12 protein-coding genes are annotated in these 16,573 nt (G+C 32.9%); 10 read left to right on the top strand and 2 right to left on the bottom strand.

All coding sequences use genetic code 11. The annotated features are described in order from the left end of the window. Positions 1–5: 5 nt before the first annotated feature. The 8 genes from accB (at position 6) to WN975_RS17360 (ending at position 5,607) form a co-directional block, all read left to right on the top strand. Positions 6–494 carry an acetyl-CoA carboxylase biotin carboxyl carrier protein gene (gene accB, locus WN975_RS17395; RefSeq protein WP_099709765.1) on the top strand — a complete coding sequence of 163 codons (489 nt, stop codon included), beginning with the start codon at positions 6–8 and terminating at the stop codon, positions 492–494. Between the two features lie 110 nt (positions 495–604). Beyond that, on the top strand, positions 605–1,951 hold the full coding sequence (gene accC / locus WN975_RS17390; protein WP_026983588.1) for an acetyl-CoA carboxylase biotin carboxylase subunit: 1,347 nt from the start codon (positions 605–607) through the stop codon (positions 1,949–1,951). Positions 1,952–2,495: 544 nt separating this feature from the next. Continuing rightward, on the top strand, positions 2,496–2,792 hold the full coding sequence (locus WN975_RS17385) for a hypothetical protein (RefSeq protein WP_337967599.1): 297 nt from the start codon (positions 2,496–2,498) through the stop codon (positions 2,790–2,792). Between the two features lie 85 nt (positions 2,793–2,877). Next, positions 2,878–3,174: a hypothetical protein gene (locus WN975_RS17380; RefSeq protein WP_337967598.1), complete on the top strand. Its 297-nt coding sequence runs from the start codon at positions 2,878–2,880 to the stop codon at positions 3,172–3,174. A 34-nt stretch (positions 3,175–3,208) separates the two neighbouring features. Further along, on the top strand, positions 3,209–3,499 hold the full coding sequence (locus WN975_RS17375; protein ID WP_337967597.1) for a hypothetical protein: 291 nt from the start codon (positions 3,209–3,211) through the stop codon (positions 3,497–3,499). A gap of 28 nt (positions 3,500–3,527) precedes the next feature. Further along, positions 3,528–3,824 (top strand): PepSY-like domain-containing protein, encoded by a 297-nt coding sequence (locus WN975_RS17370; protein WP_099709761.1) that lies wholly within the window; start codon positions 3,528–3,530, stop codon positions 3,822–3,824. A 14-nt stretch (positions 3,825–3,838) separates the two neighbouring features. Next, complete coding sequence (locus WN975_RS17365; RefSeq protein ID WP_099709760.1) at positions 3,839–4,135, top strand: hypothetical protein; 297 nt, start codon at positions 3,839–3,841, stop codon at positions 4,133–4,135. A 128-nt stretch (positions 4,136–4,263) separates the two neighbouring features. Continuing rightward, positions 4,264–5,607, top strand: coding sequence for a sigma-54 dependent transcriptional regulator (locus WN975_RS17360; protein ID WP_337967596.1), 1,344 nt, complete (start codon positions 4,264–4,266; stop codon positions 5,605–5,607). Here the strand turns inward: WN975_RS17360 and WN975_RS17355 are convergent. Both WN975_RS17355 and WN975_RS17350 read right to left on the bottom strand, forming a co-directional pair. Further along, entirely contained in the window at positions 5,604–8,042 is a 2,439-nt protein-coding gene (locus WN975_RS17355; RefSeq protein WP_337967595.1) for an ATP-binding protein, read from the bottom strand. The genes WN975_RS17360 and WN975_RS17355 overlap by 4 nt on opposite strands. 178 nt (positions 8,043–8,220) lie before the next feature. Further along, positions 8,221–10,122 carry a S9 family peptidase gene (locus WN975_RS17350; protein ID WP_337967594.1) on the bottom strand — a complete coding sequence of 634 codons (1,902 nt, stop codon included), beginning with the start codon at positions 10,120–10,122 and terminating at the stop codon, positions 8,221–8,223. A gap of 374 nt (positions 10,123–10,496) precedes the next feature. On the opposite strand from WN975_RS17350, the gene WN975_RS17345 reads away from it, so the two are divergent. Together WN975_RS17345 and WN975_RS17340 are read left to right on the top strand one after the other, a co-directional pair. Next, complete coding sequence (locus tag WN975_RS17345; RefSeq protein WP_337967593.1) at positions 10,497–11,609, top strand: FAD-dependent oxidoreductase; 1,113 nt, start codon at positions 10,497–10,499, stop codon at positions 11,607–11,609. Between the two features lie 49 nt (positions 11,610–11,658). Beyond that, positions 11,659–16,551 carry a T9SS type A sorting domain-containing protein gene (locus WN975_RS17340; RefSeq protein WP_337967592.1) on the top strand — a complete coding sequence of 1,631 codons (4,893 nt, stop codon included), beginning with the start codon at positions 11,659–11,661 and terminating at the stop codon, positions 16,549–16,551. Positions 16,552–16,573: the final 22 nt, after the last annotated feature.

Raw genomic sequence — 16,573 nt, 5'->3', positions numbered from 1 at the left:
TCATTATGGATTTAAAAGAAATTCAAAACCTAATTAAATTTGTAGCAAATTCGGGAGTTGCAGAAGTAAAGTTAGAAATGGATGATGTAAAAATCACTATCAGAACTACTTTAGAAGGAAATGTAACTGAAACGACTTATGTACAACAATTGCCAGCTCAGGCTGCGTTGCCTCAAGCAGTTGCTCCACAACAAACTGCTCCGGTTGTTGTAAATGTAAATAGTGAAGCGGCAGCTCCAGCTGAAGATTCTAAATTCATTACTATAAAATCTCCAATTATTGGAACTTTTTATAGAAAACCATCTCCGGACAAACCAGTTTTCACTGAAGTAGGAAGTACTATTGCAAAAGGTGATGTTCTTTGTGTAATTGAAGCAATGAAATTATTCAACGAAATTGAATCAGAAGTTTCAGGTAAAATTGTAAAAATTCTTGTTGACGATATGTCTCCTGTAGAATTTGACCAACCTTTATTCTTAGTTGATCCATCATAAATAAATTTAGATTTTAGATTTTAGATTTTAGAAGGATTCACAATCGAAATTTTGTTAATCATCTAAAATTATCTAATTATCAAATTGTCTAATTATCTAATTAAAATAAGATGTTTAAAAAAATATTAATTGCGAATAGAGGAGAAATTGCACTTCGTGTAATTCGTACATGTAAGGAAATGGGAATCAAAACTGTAGCAGTTTACTCTACAGCCGATGCGGAGAGTTTACATGTTAAGTTTGCTGATGAAGCGGTTTGTATTGGTCCCCCTCCAAGTAACTTATCGTATTTGAAAATGTCAAATATTATTGCTGCTGCAGAAATTACAAACGCAGACGCAATACATCCAGGATATGGATTTCTTTCTGAGAATGCTAAATTCTCAAAAATTTGTCAAGAGCACGGAATCAAATTTATTGGTGCCGCTCCTGAAATGATTGATAAAATGGGAGATAAAGCTTCTGCAAAAGCTACAATGAAAGCTGCAGGAGTTCCATGTGTACCAGGTTCTGACGGATTATTAGAATCTTTCGAACAAACACAAAAATTAGCTAAAGAATTTGGTTACCCAGTTATGCTTAAAGCTACCGCTGGTGGTGGTGGAAAAGGAATGCGTGCTGTATGGAAAGAAGATGAATTATTGAAAGCATGGGAAAGTGCACGTCAGGAAGCTGCTGCTGCATTTGGAAATGACGGAATGTACATGGAGAAACTTATCGAAGAGCCACGTCATATCGAAATTCAGGTTGTTGGAGATTCATACGGAAAAGCATGTCACCTTTCTGAAAGAGACTGTTCAGTACAACGTCGTCATCAAAAATTAACTGAAGAAACACCTTCACCATTCATGACAGACGAATTGCGTGCTGCAATGGGAGAAGCTGCTGTAAAAGCGGCGGAATTCATTAAGTACGAAGGAGCTGGAACAGTAGAGTTTTTAGTGGACAAACACAGAAACTTCTATTTCATGGAAATGAATACACGTATTCAGGTTGAGCACCCAATCACAGAACAAGTTATTGATTATGATTTGATTCGTGAGCAAATTATGGTTGCTGCCGGAATTCCAATTTCAGGAAAAAACTATTTACCACAATTACACGCAATCGAATGTCGTATTAATGCTGAAGATCCTTATAACGATTTTCGCCCTTCACCAGGAAAAATTACTACGCTTCATATGCCAGGTGGACACGGAGTTCGTTTAGATACTCACGTTTATTCAGGCTATAGTATTCCGCCAAATTACGATTCAATGATCGCTAAGTTAATTACTACAGCACAATCTCGTGAAGAAGCTATTAGTAAAATGCGTAGAGCTCTTGATGAATTCGTTATCGAAGGTGTGAAAACTACAATACCTTTCCATAGACAATTAATGGATGATCCAAGATATATTGCAGGAGATTATACAACTGCATTTATGGATACTTTTAAAATGAATCCAATAGAATAATTATAAAAAGGCTGTCAATTTTGACAGCCTTTTTTGTTATATATGGTTTTGTCGTTTATCTAGTCGATATCAAATTGTATGTTAAGCTATTTAATATTCCGCAGGAATATTTGATCGGTAGAAAAAAAAATAATACAATTTTTTGCGTTGTGTCCTGTAAGGACACTTGTTTCATTGAAATTAATCACAACGGAATCTGTTTCTGCTAATCAAAGGTTCCTACGGAACGTATCGCCATGAACAAAATCTAATCTACCAACGAGACATTCCTACGGAATGATTATTTTGTAAACTGACCTGATACACTTTAAATCTTATCGGGTTTTATTGTTAAATACATCATGTATACACTTTTAGTGTATATTTTTTACACACTTTTCGAACACATTACACACTTTTTTGTAATTTTAAACAATAGTAATTTTTAATTAAAGTCTTGTTTTATAAGGATTTAATGGTTTTGGCACGTCATATTTAAGTAACGGCATAATAATTTCATTACCTAAAGCGTAAACAAACTATTAAATAATTAAAATATACTATTATGAAAAATCTATTTTTATCAGCCGCAATTGTTTTAGGAGGTTTAACTTCATTCGCTTCAACAGCTCCAATAACAAATACTATTGTAAAATCTATTGTAGTTTCAGACGAATACACAGAAATTAAATTGGAAGAATTACCAGCTCCAATTGCAGAAGCTTTGAAAAAAGCATATCCAACAGCAGTTATTACAAAAGCATATAAAAACGAAAAATCAGAATATAAATTAGACGTAACAGTTGGTGACAAAGTAGGAAATCTTTTTGCTAATGCAGATGGATCTTGGATTAAAAAATAATCAAATAATTAATCTAAATCGATTCTCGTGAAGATTCAAATTAGCAATATCAGACTCAAATTAACAACACTAAATTACAACTATCATGAAAAATTTATTTTTATCAGCCGCAATCGTTTTGGGAGGTTTAACATCATTTGCATCAACTTCTCCAATTTCAAATACAATCGTAAAAACAATCTCAATTCAAGAGGAATACACTGAAATTAAGTTAGAAGAAGTTCCAGTTGCAGTAACTGATGCTCTTAAAAAAGCATATCCGGACGCAATTCTATCAAAAGCATTCAAAAATGCAAGTTCAGAATATAAATTAAGTGTTACAGTAGGAGACAAAGTAGGTTCTCTTTATGCGAACGCAGATGGATCTTGGATCAAAAAATAATAAAAATCAGGGCTAACCCTTAAAAAATATCACTATGAAAAAGTTAATCTTATCGGCAGCTATCGTTTTAGGAAGTTTGTCAATGCAAGCAGGAAATAGTATCGTAACCAACACAGTGCTACGATCAGTAAATGTTCAGGATGATTATAAAGAAGTAGACGCTGTTCCGGCAGCAATAAAAACAGCTCTTGACAATGCATATCCAGGTGTAAAACTGGAAAAAGCATATGTAAATTCAAAAAAAGAGTATAAAGTTGAAATTACTGTTCGAGGCGAAAAATCTATAGTTTATACAGACGCTTCAGGGAACATTCTTAAGAAATAATTTAAACTAACTATAAAAACTATTTATTATGAAAAAGCTAATCTTATCTGCAGCAATCATTTTAGGAGGATTATCAGTTCAGGCAACCACGCCTGCTGTAAAAACTTCAATGACGCAATCAGTAACTATTCAGGACGAATATACTGAAGTAGCTGCTGATGCTGTTCCGGCAGCTGTAAAATCGACTATCGAAAAATCTTTTCCGAACACGAAACTTGAAAAAGCGTACAAAAACGACAAGAATCAATACAAACTTGAAATTTCAAGCGGAGACAAAAAGTATACTGTATTTACAGATGCTTCAGGAAACATCATTAAAAAATAATTAAAAAGAGCACTATGAAAAAGTTAATCTTATCAGCAGCGATCGTTCTGGGAAGTTTGTCAATTTACGCAAGTACACCGACAACTCCTGAACAAGCAAAAATGACTATTTCTATTCAAGCCGAATATACTGAAGTTAGTGCAGATGCTGTACCCGCTGCTGTAAAAACCGCTTTACAAACTGCTTATCCAGGTGCAAAACTGGACAAAGCGTTTGTTAACGAAAAGAAAGAATACAAATTAGAAATATCGGTTGGTGACCAAAAGGCTACTGTGTACTCAGATGTCAATGGCAACTGGTTGAAGATATAATTAGGTGAAATTAGATTTATGTTTTTGGTGAAAAAGAGATTGCTTCGAGCAATCTCTTTTTTTTTGCATAATTTTGTGAAAAGACAATTTTATTAGTATTATTTTAGCAAAAAAGTCCCTAAAAACAAATGCCAAAGATATTACTGATAGAAGATGATATTTCGTTTTGTAAATTATTAGAGAAATTTCTAGTAAAAAAAGCATTCGAAGTAACTATAGCTTTCTCAGCTGCAGAAGCCAAAATAGCAATCAAAAACGAATCCTTTGATTTGATTTTGACAGATCTTCGTTTGCCTGATTCTGATGGTATTGGACTTATGTCCGAATTTAAAATTTCTCACCCTCATATTCCTGTTATTCTCATGACAGGTTATTCAGATGTTAATACAGCCGTAAAAGCGATTAAAAACGGTGCTGCAGATTATATTTCGAAACCATTTAATCCAGATGAGGTTTTGCTCGTTATTACTAATGCATTGCAAAATTCTGAAGTTGAAGAAACTCCCGTAAAAGAAAAGAAATCAAATAAAAAGCCGGTTGCAGCAGAAAATGAATTTGTAAAAGGAATTTCTGTCGCTTCAAAAAAATTATTGGATCATATTCATTTGGTAAGTCCTACGGATATGTCGGTTTTGATTATTGGCGAAAGCGGAACAGGAAAAGAAATTATTGCCAAAAGTATTCATCAGCAAAGTACCAGAAAAAACAATAATTTTATTGCAGTCGATTGTGGAGCGATTCCGAAAGAATTGGCGGCAAGTGAATTTTTCGGACATTTAAAAGGATCTTTTACAGGCGCAATAAGTGATAAGATTGGTTATTTTGAAGCAGCAAATGGAGGAACTATATTTTTAGATGAAATAGGAAACCTTTCGTACGAAAATCAAATTCAGTTATTGAGAGCACTTCAGGAGCGAAAAATAAAACCAGTTGGAAGCAACAAAGAAATTAACGTCGATATAAGGATTATTACTGCAACAAACGAAGATTTGCGCGAAGCAGTAAAAAACGGCGATTTTAGAGAAGATTTATATCATAGAATCAATGAATTTTCAATTCTTTCTCCATCATTAAAAGATCGTGACGAAGATTTGATGGTTTTTGCAGACTATTTTCTGGAAAAAGCCAATCAGCAATTGAATAAAGATATTATTGGATTCTCTCCGGAAGTCGTTACGATTTTCCAAAATTACAATTGGCCTGGAAATTTACGTGAATTACAAAATTGCGTTAAACGTGCGACACTTTTATCTCAGGGAGATTATATTGAAAGCGATGTTTTACCGGTAGAATTTTTTCAGATTCAAAAGCAACAAAATGGCAACGGTAATTTTTCATTATCCGAAAACGAAAAAGAAGCAATTATTCACGCCTTGTCAAAAGCAAAGAATAATAAATCTGAAGCGGCAAAATTATTAAAGATTACCAGAAAGACACTTTACAATAAATTGAAGCAATATAATATCGATTAAAGAACTTCTTGTTTTAAGACTTCAAAAAGTGAATTGGTTTTTTCTTGTAAATCATTAAAAACGCTTTTCATTTCGGAAATTTCAAAATCGTTTTTCTCCAGTTTTTTTAGAATATCACCAATTTCTCGTGCTTCAATTTGTTTGAACATTGGAGCGATTCTGTGCGCAATTGACTTGATTTCATCTCTGTTTTCTTCATTAATTGCATTCTCCAGAAAAGTTAGATTTTCGACGCTACTTTCTATAAACGACTTTATAACTTCTTTCAAAGCTTCATTGTCGTTCCCCAGAAATTCATTCAGCGTTTTTAACGAATACAATTGCGACGAAGTATTTTCGTCATTTCCTATGATTTCAGTATTAGGCAATTCGTCATTTTTAAGAATATGACCAATCGTTTCCAATAATACTTTAGGCGAATATGGTTTCTTAATTACGGTTGTAAATCCGGCGTTAGAATAAACCGAAAAATCTAAATCAGTTCTTCCGGTTAACGCAATTACAGGCTGATTTTTATAAGTTGCATTTCCTGAATTTTTTAATTTTTCAAGAAAAGCAAAACCATCCATTTCCGGCATTTGAATATCTGTAATCACAAAGTCAAAAGAAGTACTTTTAATTGCTTCAAGAGCTTTAATCGCACTATTAAAAGATAGAACATTATGACCTTCCTGTCTTAAAACACCGCTAGTTAAATTCAGAAGATTAATATCGTCATCAAGAACAATAAAAGTTTGTTTTTTAATATCTCCCGAAATTGTTTTTTTAACATCAGAAATAGAATTTTGACTAGTATCAAATAATAATGGAAGTTGAATTTCAAAAGTACTTCCTTTTCCAAAAGTACTTTCAAGCTGTAAATTTCCACCTAAAATAGAGATTATCTTCTGACAGATAGATAAGCCTAAACCAGTTCCTCCGTATTTTTTTTCGATACCTTCATTCGCCTGAGCAAATTCTTCAAAAACTAATTTCTGATTCGATTTTTCAATTCCAATTCCCGTGTCTTCAATTGTAATCGTAAAAAAGTTTTCTTCACTAATATAAGCGCTGATTTTTATAAAACCTTCTTCCGTAAATTTATAAGCGTTTCCAATAATATTGCTCAGAATTTGTTTCAATCGAAATGGATCACCAACAATTCTTGAATTCAGTTTTTCGTCGACATTAATAATAAGATCGATATTCTTTTGTTTGTAAACTGTCTGAATACTTTTGGCAACTTCATCGATAATTTCAGGCAAGAGAAATGGAACTTTTTCTATCGAAATTTTTCCGGCTTCAATCTGAGAAAAATCCAGTAAATCCTGAACCAATTGTGTAATATATTCAGAAGAATTTTTGATGTTTTTAATGAAATAAGACTGTTTCGTATTGACATCAGAATTGCCCAAAAGCTCCGAATAACCTACAATTGTACTCAACGGCGTTTTTAAATCATGACTAACTGTTGAAATTAATTGTTCGCGACTTTTAAGCAGGTTTTTAGTTTTAAAATTGGCGATTTCAAGCTGTTTTTTATACAATTGCGATTTAGAGTAATCGCTCACAATTAAAATAGAGAAAAATAAAGTCAATACCAAACCAATAATAGCCGAAGCCGTTACAATTTCGTTGACTTTTTTAAGAGATTTTTCTTTTAAGGAGTTATTTTTTATCGAGTTGATAATGATTTCTCTTTCGATAATTCGAAGAACTTTTCGAAGTTGTTCAGAGATTGCAATTTCATTCTTTAATAATTTATTTTCCTGAAAATTCAGAGATTCCTTTTTCTTTTCGGCTCTCAATTTTACAGAGCTCAAAAGCTTTTTCGAATTCGCCAAAATAGAATCCGAAGCTTGTTTACTTAATGTGTTTGTACTATCGTCAGGAATATTTTGATTGAGATAATCAACATATTTCTGAAGTACATTTTTTTGATAACTTCCTAATTGGTTTGGGTTTTTAGTGAAATCCTGAAGTTCTAATTTCCGAAGTTTAAACTCCATTTTTGTAATTTCATCAATTGCAGTATTTACAGAAACTTCGTCGTCAGCTTTGTTTTTTATCGTTTTTAATTGTTGAATGTTTTTGGTTTTTTCAGACAAGTAATAAGTAACACTATCTAATAATGTTTTTTGATATTGAGTTGTAACAATTTGTTTTAAAGTATCGATTCGGGATCTTAAAGAATCAGTTTCAACGAGATAACTTTTGAAATCTTCTTCAGAGTTTGTCTGAATTGTTTTTCTGGCAAGACTTTCTGTTTTATAGACATTAGAGAATAATTTACTAACTCTTAATATTTTGGTTTTTTCGAATGCAATTTTATCTTCTAATTTATTATAAACTACATTTTCAGAATATAAAAACCATCCCACAGTAACAACCAAAGCCAATAATGCAACATAACTGAAGAGGACTTTTAACGCTGTGTAACTTTTTTTGCTCTCCATAAATGTATTAGTAGGATTTGGAAGTTCTTTTATTATGTAATCAACTGCAATTTATTTAAAAAAAACTGTTTTAAAAAGATAAATTAATGCTAATGTCTTACATAATTCAAACTTCTGAAAAACAAAAAAGCCGCAGATTATATAAAATCCGCGGCTTTTTTTATTGTAATTTGTTTAGTTAAAGTGTTTCTTCTAACCATTTAAAAAATTCACCTTGCCAAACCTGAGCATTTTGTGGTTTTAAAACCCAGTGATTTTCATCAGGGAAATAAACCAAACGGCTCTTGATTCCTCTTAATTGAGCAGCCTGAAAAGCCTCTTGTCCTTGTCCAATTGGCACACGGAAATCTTTTCCACCCTGAACAATTAAAATAGGTTTGTTCCAGTTTTGAACTAAAGTTGCAGGATTAAAAGTAGTATACGCTTTTTGAGCCACAGCATTGTCTTTTTCCCAATAAGCGCCACCAAAATCCCAGTTGTTAAAGAAAACTTCTTCAGTAGTTCCCAACATACTTACCGTGTTGAAAACACCATCGTGAGCGATAAAAGTTTTGAAACGGTTTTTATGAATTCCAGCTAAATAAAACACTGAATATCCTCCGTAACTTGCACCAACGCAACCTAAACGAGATTTGTCAACATAGTTTTCTTTAGACACATCGTCAATTGCAGAAAGGTAATCGTCCATAACCTGTCCGCCCCAATCTTTACTAATTTGCTCGTTCCATTCAACACCATGTCCAGGCATTCCGCGACGGTTTGGTGCAACAACAACATAGCCTTTAGCAGCCATTAATTGAAAATTCCAACGGAAAGAATACGATTGTGTCAACGCAGATTGTGGTCCGCCCTGGCAAAATAATAAAGTTGGATATTTTTTTGAAGCATCAAAATTTGGAGGTAAAATCACCCAAACCAACATTTTTTTGCCGTCAGTAGTTGTAACATAACGTTTTTCGGTTTTGCTAACCGCTATAGTTTTGTATGTTTCGGTGTTTACATTAGACAATTGTTTCCAGGTGTTTTTCTTCAAATTATAAGAAAAAATCTCCGGAGCATGATTCATGTCATTTCTGGTAACGATAATATCGTCGCCAGCAAAACCAACTAAATCATTAACATCAAAATCTCCGTTTGTCAATTGACGAACCTGAATTGCAATTCTTGTTAATCCTGGAAAGTTTACCGTAAAAAGTTGTTTTGTACCATCAACCGGAGCAACAAAAAATACATTTTTACCATCTTTACTCCAGATAAAATTATCTACAGTTCCGTCCCAATTTGCCGTTAAGTTTGTTTTGATACCTTTAAACTCAACAATAATATCATTTTTATCCGCTTCATAACCGTCACGTTTCATTTGCAACCAAGTCAGGTTTCCTGTTGGAGAAAATTGCGGAGCAGTGTCGTAACCCAAATTACCTTCGGTTCTGTTTACTGTTTTTTGAGTCTCTAAATTGTACTCATAAATATCAGTGTTTGTAGAAATCGCATATTGTGTTCCTGCTTTTTTCTTGCAAACATACAAGATACTTTTTCCGTCAGGAGACCAGATATAATCTTCGTCGCCACCAAAAGGTTTTTGCGGAGAATCGAAATTTTCACCTTTTAAGATGTCAATTCCAGTTGCGCCATCTTTGTTTTCTTTATAAAAAACGTGGTTAAATTTACCTTCGTTCCAAGTATCCCAATGACGATAATCTAAACCGTCATAAATCTGAACTTCTGATTTGTCTAACTTTGGATAAAAATCTTTACCTAAAACTTTGTCGATTTTCACCTCTTCATTATACACTAAAAATTTTCCGTCAGGCGAAATGTTTTTATCGGCCAAAATTTCTTTTGTATCCTTAATTTCAGTTGCGTTTCCACCATTTACAGGTACAATATAAAATTTAGAATGCGATTTGTTTTCTTCTACAGAAGGAGTAGAAACTTTAAAAACAACATTTTTTGCATCTTTTGAAAGACCAAGAGTACTCACTCTTCCTAATTTCCATAACAATTCAGGAGACATTACATTCTGTCCAATGGCGTTTAAACTCATCATTATTAAGGTTGTAAATAATACTTTTTTCATAATAAAATTCTAATATTCGTGGAGCTAAAAGTACAAATATATTTCAGCAACTAAATGTTAAAAGATTTAAACCATGTAAGTGATTTAAGTTCATTTAATTGGGAATCACAATTAAGTTCGCTCAGTCTGATAAAGAGTTTAATGCGCAAAGCTTAAATTATCTTATATCACTTATATGGTTTAGAAAAAGTTCATTTGGTTGAGCGTGACAAAAAGTTTAATACGTTAAGCTTAAATTATCTTACATCACTTATATGGTTAAAAAAAACTTCTATTTAATTAAGCTTGACAGAGAGTTAAATACGTGAAAATTTAAATTAACTTATAATACTAATATGGTTAAAAAAATATTATTTTTATAAAAAATTTAACAAATGGAATTAAGTTACTGGGAACTTAAAAACTGGTTTACCAATGTTGACTATACAATCGTTGGAAGCGGAATTGTAGGATTGCACGCAGCATTGCGCTTACGCGAAAGATTCCCAACTGCAAAAATTCTAGTGTTAGAAAAAGGAATGCTGCCACAAGGCGCGAGCACTAAAAATGCCGGTTTTGCCTGTTTTGGAAGTCTTTCTGAAATTATGGAAGATTTAAAAACACATTCAGAAGAAGATGTTATCAATCTTATCGAGAAACGTTGGAAAGGTTTGCAATTACTCCGAAAAAGATTAGGAGATTCTGCAATTGATTTTAAACCTCACGGCGGATATGAATTGTTTTTGAAAGATGACGAACTTGGTTTTAGCGAATGCATTTCGAAATTACCTTTTATAAACGAAATTCTAAAGCCACTTTTCAAAGCCGATGTTTTTACCAAAGAAACAGATAGATTCGGGTTTGGAGATATTCAGGATTACTTAGTTTTTAATCCGTTTGAAGCCCAAATCGATACCGGAAATATGATGCAGGAATTGTTGCGACAAGCCGTTTCGGATAATATTTTAATTCTCAATCAACAAATAGTTACAGCATATTCTGATTTAGGCAATCAGGTCGAAATAGTTTTGAATGATTTCAGTTTTAAATCAAATAAAATGCTTTTTGCTACAAATGGTTTTGCAAATACTTTGACAAAAGGCGCCGTTCAGCCTGCAAGAGCGCAAGTTTTAATTACAGAACCAATTCCGGGTTTAGACATAAAAGGGACTTTTCATTTAGATAAAGGATATTATTATTTCAGAAATATAGATGACAGAATCTTGCTTGGAGGCGGAAGAAATCTGGACTTTGAAACTGAAAATACAACTGAATTCGGCCAGACCGAAATCATCCAAAATAAACTCGAAGACTTACTTAAGAATATAATTTTACCCAATCAGGATTTCAGGATTGCGCATCGCTGGAGCGGAATTATGGGAGTAGGAAATAGTAAAAATCCTGTTGTTACACAATTGTCACAAAACGTGTTTTGCGGAGTTCGTCTTGGCGGAATGGGCGTAGCAATTGGAAGTTTAATAGGAACAGAATTAGCAGATTTAGTATAAAATATAAAGTAACAGAACCAAAATAATTAAACCAAAACCAATCCAAAACATGCAAAAAACTACATTAATTGTTCTTTTTTCTTTTTTTAACTTATTTTTTTTACGAGCAAATAACAAACCGGAAACCAATGCTTTTGATGCAAATTTTGAGGTTACAGTATCACTAATTGGCGAAGTTACGGTCGATTATAAGGATTATAATTTTACAGCAACTTATGAATGGCAATTTGAATATGGCCCAATAGGATTTAAAACTGGTCAAGGTAAAACCATAACGGTTTCTGGCTGGCCATATTACAATTTTAAACTCGATCCTTTAAAAGGTTATGATTTTAGAGTTAGAGAAAATCGTTTGGTAAATAATGCCCTTATCTGGACAGATTGGTCGCAGCCAAAAACGATATTTGCTACAAGCGATAAAGTTTTTTCGGTGGGATATACCACTAATTTCGATAATCAAAAGGAAACAAATCTGGAATGGCGAGGTTTGATCTATGGCAATTCTACAAGTTCTGCATATGTAGGTCTTGCTACAAATGAAAATCATAGTTCAAGTGGTGCAGCGGGTTCATGTGCGTTTATGTCAAATTATAATTATCAGACGAACTCTCACATTGCTTTTATTTCTCCTAAGTTTAATGATTTGGCAACAGACAGAAAAATAAAATTCTGGACCTATGGATATGCTTCAGATACAGAGTTATTGGTTGGTACAATGACAGATCCTAATGATTATAATACTTTTCATTTACTTAATCCGGTCGAAGTAAAAACAGGTAGTGGCTGGCAGCAACAGACCATTTATTTTAATAATTATAAAGGCACAGATCAATATGTGGTCTTCTTCTTTAAGAGAAAAAATTACAGTGGAAATAATGAGGTTTACATAGATGATTTTAGTTACGAAAAAGCCTCAGATTGTTTTGATCAGACTAATTTTTCGGTAACCAATGTGGAGCAAAAGACAGCTCAAATAAGTTTTGATGCTCCTAATCAGAATAATTTTCAGGTAAGTTTAACCAATGTTCTTAAGCATACAACTGAAATTATTAATATCCAAAGCAGTCCTTTTACGTTAACCAATTTGGTTGGAAATACGGAATATGAGGTAAAAGTACGAGCGAATTGTATCGACGATTTATTTTCGAATTGGACAAAAACGATTACTTTCAAAACACCTTGTACCGTTATTTCGGATAATTACAGTACATCTTTTGAAGGAACAAATTATATTGATCCTTGTTGGAGCGTAATTTCAAACAATCTTTTAGTTCAAAGCAGTTTGCAAGATCCGGACTGGCCCAAAAAACCTGCAGCCAAAACTGGTACCGCAACAGTTTTAATGTCAACTTTTGTAGGGAAATTAAATATTGATAAAGCCTATTTAATCACGCCATATATTGCGGATCTGGATGCTGATAAAAGAATAAAATTTAGTCTTATATCCTACAGTGATAGTTACAAATACAATACAGCTTCGATAACTATTGGTACAATGTCAGATCCTAAAGATGCAAGTACGTTTATTCCTCTGAAAACAATTTTGCCATCAGAAATGAATGAATTGGCGAACTTAAATAAATCATCGGCTTGGAAAGAACATACGGTTTATTTAGACAATTATCAAAAAAGTAACAATCATCATTATATCGCTATAAGAGATAATAATGAAGCGGGATCAGTATTTAGCATTGATGATTTTGTATATGAAAAAACGCCATCTTGTTTAGAGCCGCTTAATCCAAGAACACTTAATTATGGTTATGATTTTGCAACTGTAACGTGGGATAATTACAAACCTGCAACAGAATGGCAAGTTGAATACGGACCAAAAGGTTTTGCACACGGAAGTGGAACTGTTGTAACGGCAACTTCATTTCCTTTTAAAATTACCGAAAATGTTTTAGACGACGTCGAGTATGATTTTTATGTGCGCAATAAATGTGGAAATGATTACAGCGGATGGTCAGATAGAGGTTATTTCAGAACCAAATGCGAGGGAATGACGGTTGGATACAAAGAGGATTTTGAAACTTTAGCTTTCGAAAAAATAGGATGTTGGACTAGAATTGTGCCTAATTTTACAGTGGAAAGTTATTATACCAAGAATGATTTTATAGCTTCGGTAAAACAATCGAAGCCAAATTATTTAGTGCATAGTGGTTTGAGATCTATTGCTTTGTTGAATGCACCTGATGTACTTTTTCCCGGGGAACCAAAAACAGAAGGTAATTCAGATAAAATAGTTCTTGTTTCGCCGAGATTAAAAGATTTTGACCATTACAAAAAAATCAGTTTTTGGATGGCAACAAGACAACAAAGTTCACAAGCTACAGCAGAGTTGATCGTTGGTACAATGTCAGATCCGGAAGACTACAATACTTTTACGCCTTATCGAGTAATTACTATTCCGGTTGAAAATCTGGAGAAAAACATAAAATACGAAATAGAGTTTTCTGATTATTACGGAACAGATAAGTTTATTGCTTTCAAACAAAGTAAAGTAAATGTTCGACTGACTGATTTTTATATTGATGATTTCGAATACAATCAAAACGAATGTACAAAACCGGGATTATTAGGCGCAAGACAATCGGGAATTGATACTGCAACTTTAGATTGGAGAGATAATAACACCAAAAAACCATCTGAAAGTTGGGATATTGAATACGGACCAAAAGGATTTGTCGATGGATCTGGAACAATTGTAAATGTAAAAACAAACCCGGCAAATTTGACTGGTTTAGCGCAGGGAATTTACGATTGCCGAGTAAGATCTTATTGCGAAGCTGCGATTGCAAGTGATTGGTCAAGCCGTTATACTTTTAAAATTGGCTGTACCGAAAAAGCTCCTTTTGTAGAAAACTTCGATCAATATCAGATTCGTAACGAAATTCCTGGTTTTTGCTGGACTAAAAACAGCTATATGGATACGCAACTTTTAGAATATTATTTAACCAATATTAATAGTGCTCCAAATGTTTTTTATCTGCAAAATAATCCTGCTGATGCACTTTTAGTTTCGCCATATTTGGAAGATTTCGATAAAGACAAGAAAATTAAATTTTGGCTTAATGCACAATTAAACAGTAATAATGTAAAAGCGGGAGATTTGGTAATTGGAACTATAAAAAATCCGCTGGATGCTTCGACATTCGAGCCTTATCAAACTATTTTATTAGAAGAATTAAGAAATTTACCAAAGTATGGAAAAGAAGTAAATATTGATTTTTCTGAATACAGAGGTTCAAATAAACAGATTGCATTTATGTTTAAACAGAATGATGATCAATGGAGTGGAACCAACAGAGTCTTGATTGATGATTTTAATTATAATCAAACTTTGTCTTGTTATGAACCAATAGATGTTGTTTTTTCAAATATCAATAATAGTTCAGTTCAGATAAATTGGACTTCAAAAAATGCAGTTGCAGAAAAAGTTGAAATAGAATATGGCGTAACAGGATTTACGCCGGGAACGGGAACTATTTTAAATACAACCGCAAACGAAATAAAAGTTTCGAATTTACAGGCTGGAATTTCTTATCAGTTTTATCTAAAAACGAAATGTGATTCCGGAAATTCAATAGTGGTTGGGCCAAAGAAAATTGAAACAACTTGCAGTGTTAAAACTTTACCTTGGATCGAGAAATTTAGCAATTTAAGTGCTTACGGAAATAATGTACTTCCGGATTGTTTCAAATTATTACATGGGAATTTAACTCTCGAAAATAAAGCTCAAGAAGAAACATACAGCAATTATAGTCCGGATTATTTGCGAGATGGTTTTGACGATCATAGTTATCTCTATGTAAAAGGAGAATTTTGGACTGATTTTATGGCTCCGATGTTTCACTTGGAAGCGGGAACAACTTATAAATTTAGTGTACAAGGCAGAAATAGTTACGAATACAGAACACAAGGAATTGGATTATCTGTAGGAAGAGGACAAAATGCCTATAATATGGAAACCAGATTGGGAGGAACTGGCAGACTTACAGAATATCATTATAGTGAGTTAGTGTCTTATTTTACACCGATCGTTTCTGGAGATTATAGTTTTTTAATGGATTTCTCAAATTCAGGTTCACCAAATTTATTGGCTGATAATTTTGAATTAAAAGAAGGATATAAAGTATCCGTTGACGGAAATAAAAATTCGACAGTTTATGATTTTGAAAAAGGAATAACAGATGATATTATTCTTGAAGATACGTTTGATGCAAGTTCCGAAATAGGTTTTGATGATCAATCGGCTGCGAATAAAGTGGTTGTAATGAGTAAGGCTTCAACAGGAAATGCGTGGTTGACGGCTCCAAGTGCTTCAAATTCTGCAAAAATGAATGAAAATTCAACTTCGATTTGGGAATTGAATCAAAGTAATATTTCGAAAATAAACACTAAAGTTGATGCTAAAAATGCCACTACTTTATTTATGAGTTTTGAATTGAAACAAAGATTTGCTGATCATAATAATGAGTCTATGTTTAGAGTTATTGTAAATGGAAACGTGTTGGGAGATATCATTAAACCGGTAACAAAGAAAGAAGATAAATTTCAGAAATATATGTTTGATTTAACCCCTTATGTTGGTTCAGAAATTAGAATTTCGTTCCAGCATATCGGGAAAACGGCTTATGAAGACACAGCATTATTAGACAATTTGAGCTTTGCAAAAACAGTAGAAAGCTTGTCAGTTGTGGAGAATAAGATTACAGATTTTAAATATTATCCAAATCCAATCGAAAATATTTTAAATATAGAAAGTAATTCGATAATTTCGAATTTAGAAGTTTATAATCTAAACGGACAATTGCTTTTTGAAAGTAAATATTCAGATGCAAAAATAACAGTCGATCTTAAAAATTATTCGACAGGAGTTTATTTGGTCGTTTTAAAACAAGATGATAAAAAAGAAACTTTTAAAGTGATAAAAAAATAGTAGTATAACTGAATTGTTAAGA

Origin of the sequence: uncultured Flavobacterium sp. (genome assembly GCF_951805225.1) — a bacterium.
Taxonomy (GTDB): domain Bacteria; phylum Bacteroidota; class Bacteroidia; order Flavobacteriales; family Flavobacteriaceae; genus Flavobacterium.
The sequence above is the reverse complement of the archived record's forward strand: the minus strand, read 5'-3'. Positions and strand labels throughout refer to the sequence as shown.

Excerpts from the sequence above, each read along its gene's own strand:
- accB (WP_099709765.1), top strand. The coding sequence starts at position 6 with ATGGATTTAAAAGAAATTCAAAACCTAATTAAATTTGTAGCAAATTCG.
- accC (WP_026983588.1), top strand. The coding sequence starts at position 605 with ATGTTTAAAAAAATATTAATTGCGAATAGAGGAGAAATTGCACTTCGT.
- WN975_RS17385 (WP_337967599.1), top strand. The coding sequence starts at position 2,496 with ATGAAAAATCTATTTTTATCAGCCGCAATTGTTTTAGGAGGTTTAACT.
- WN975_RS17380 (WP_337967598.1), top strand. The coding sequence starts at position 2,878 with ATGAAAAATTTATTTTTATCAGCCGCAATCGTTTTGGGAGGTTTAACA.
- WN975_RS17375 (WP_337967597.1), top strand. The coding sequence starts at position 3,209 with ATGAAAAAGTTAATCTTATCGGCAGCTATCGTTTTAGGAAGTTTGTCA.
- WN975_RS17370 (WP_099709761.1), top strand. The coding sequence starts at position 3,528 with ATGAAAAAGCTAATCTTATCTGCAGCAATCATTTTAGGAGGATTATCA.
- WN975_RS17365 (WP_099709760.1), top strand. The coding sequence starts at position 3,839 with ATGAAAAAGTTAATCTTATCAGCAGCGATCGTTCTGGGAAGTTTGTCA.
- WN975_RS17360 (WP_337967596.1), top strand. The coding sequence starts at position 4,264 with ATGCCAAAGATATTACTGATAGAAGATGATATTTCGTTTTGTAAATTA.
- WN975_RS17355 (WP_337967595.1), bottom strand. The coding sequence starts at position 8,042 with ATGGAGAGCAAAAAAAGTTACACAGCGTTAAAAGTCCTCTTCAGTTAT.
- WN975_RS17350 (WP_337967594.1), bottom strand. The coding sequence starts at position 10,122 with ATGAAAAAAGTATTATTTACAACCTTAATAATGATGAGTTTAAACGCC.
- WN975_RS17345 (WP_337967593.1), top strand. The coding sequence starts at position 10,497 with ATGGAATTAAGTTACTGGGAACTTAAAAACTGGTTTACCAATGTTGAC.
- WN975_RS17340 (WP_337967592.1), top strand. The coding sequence starts at position 11,659 with ATGCAAAAAACTACATTAATTGTTCTTTTTTCTTTTTTTAACTTATTT.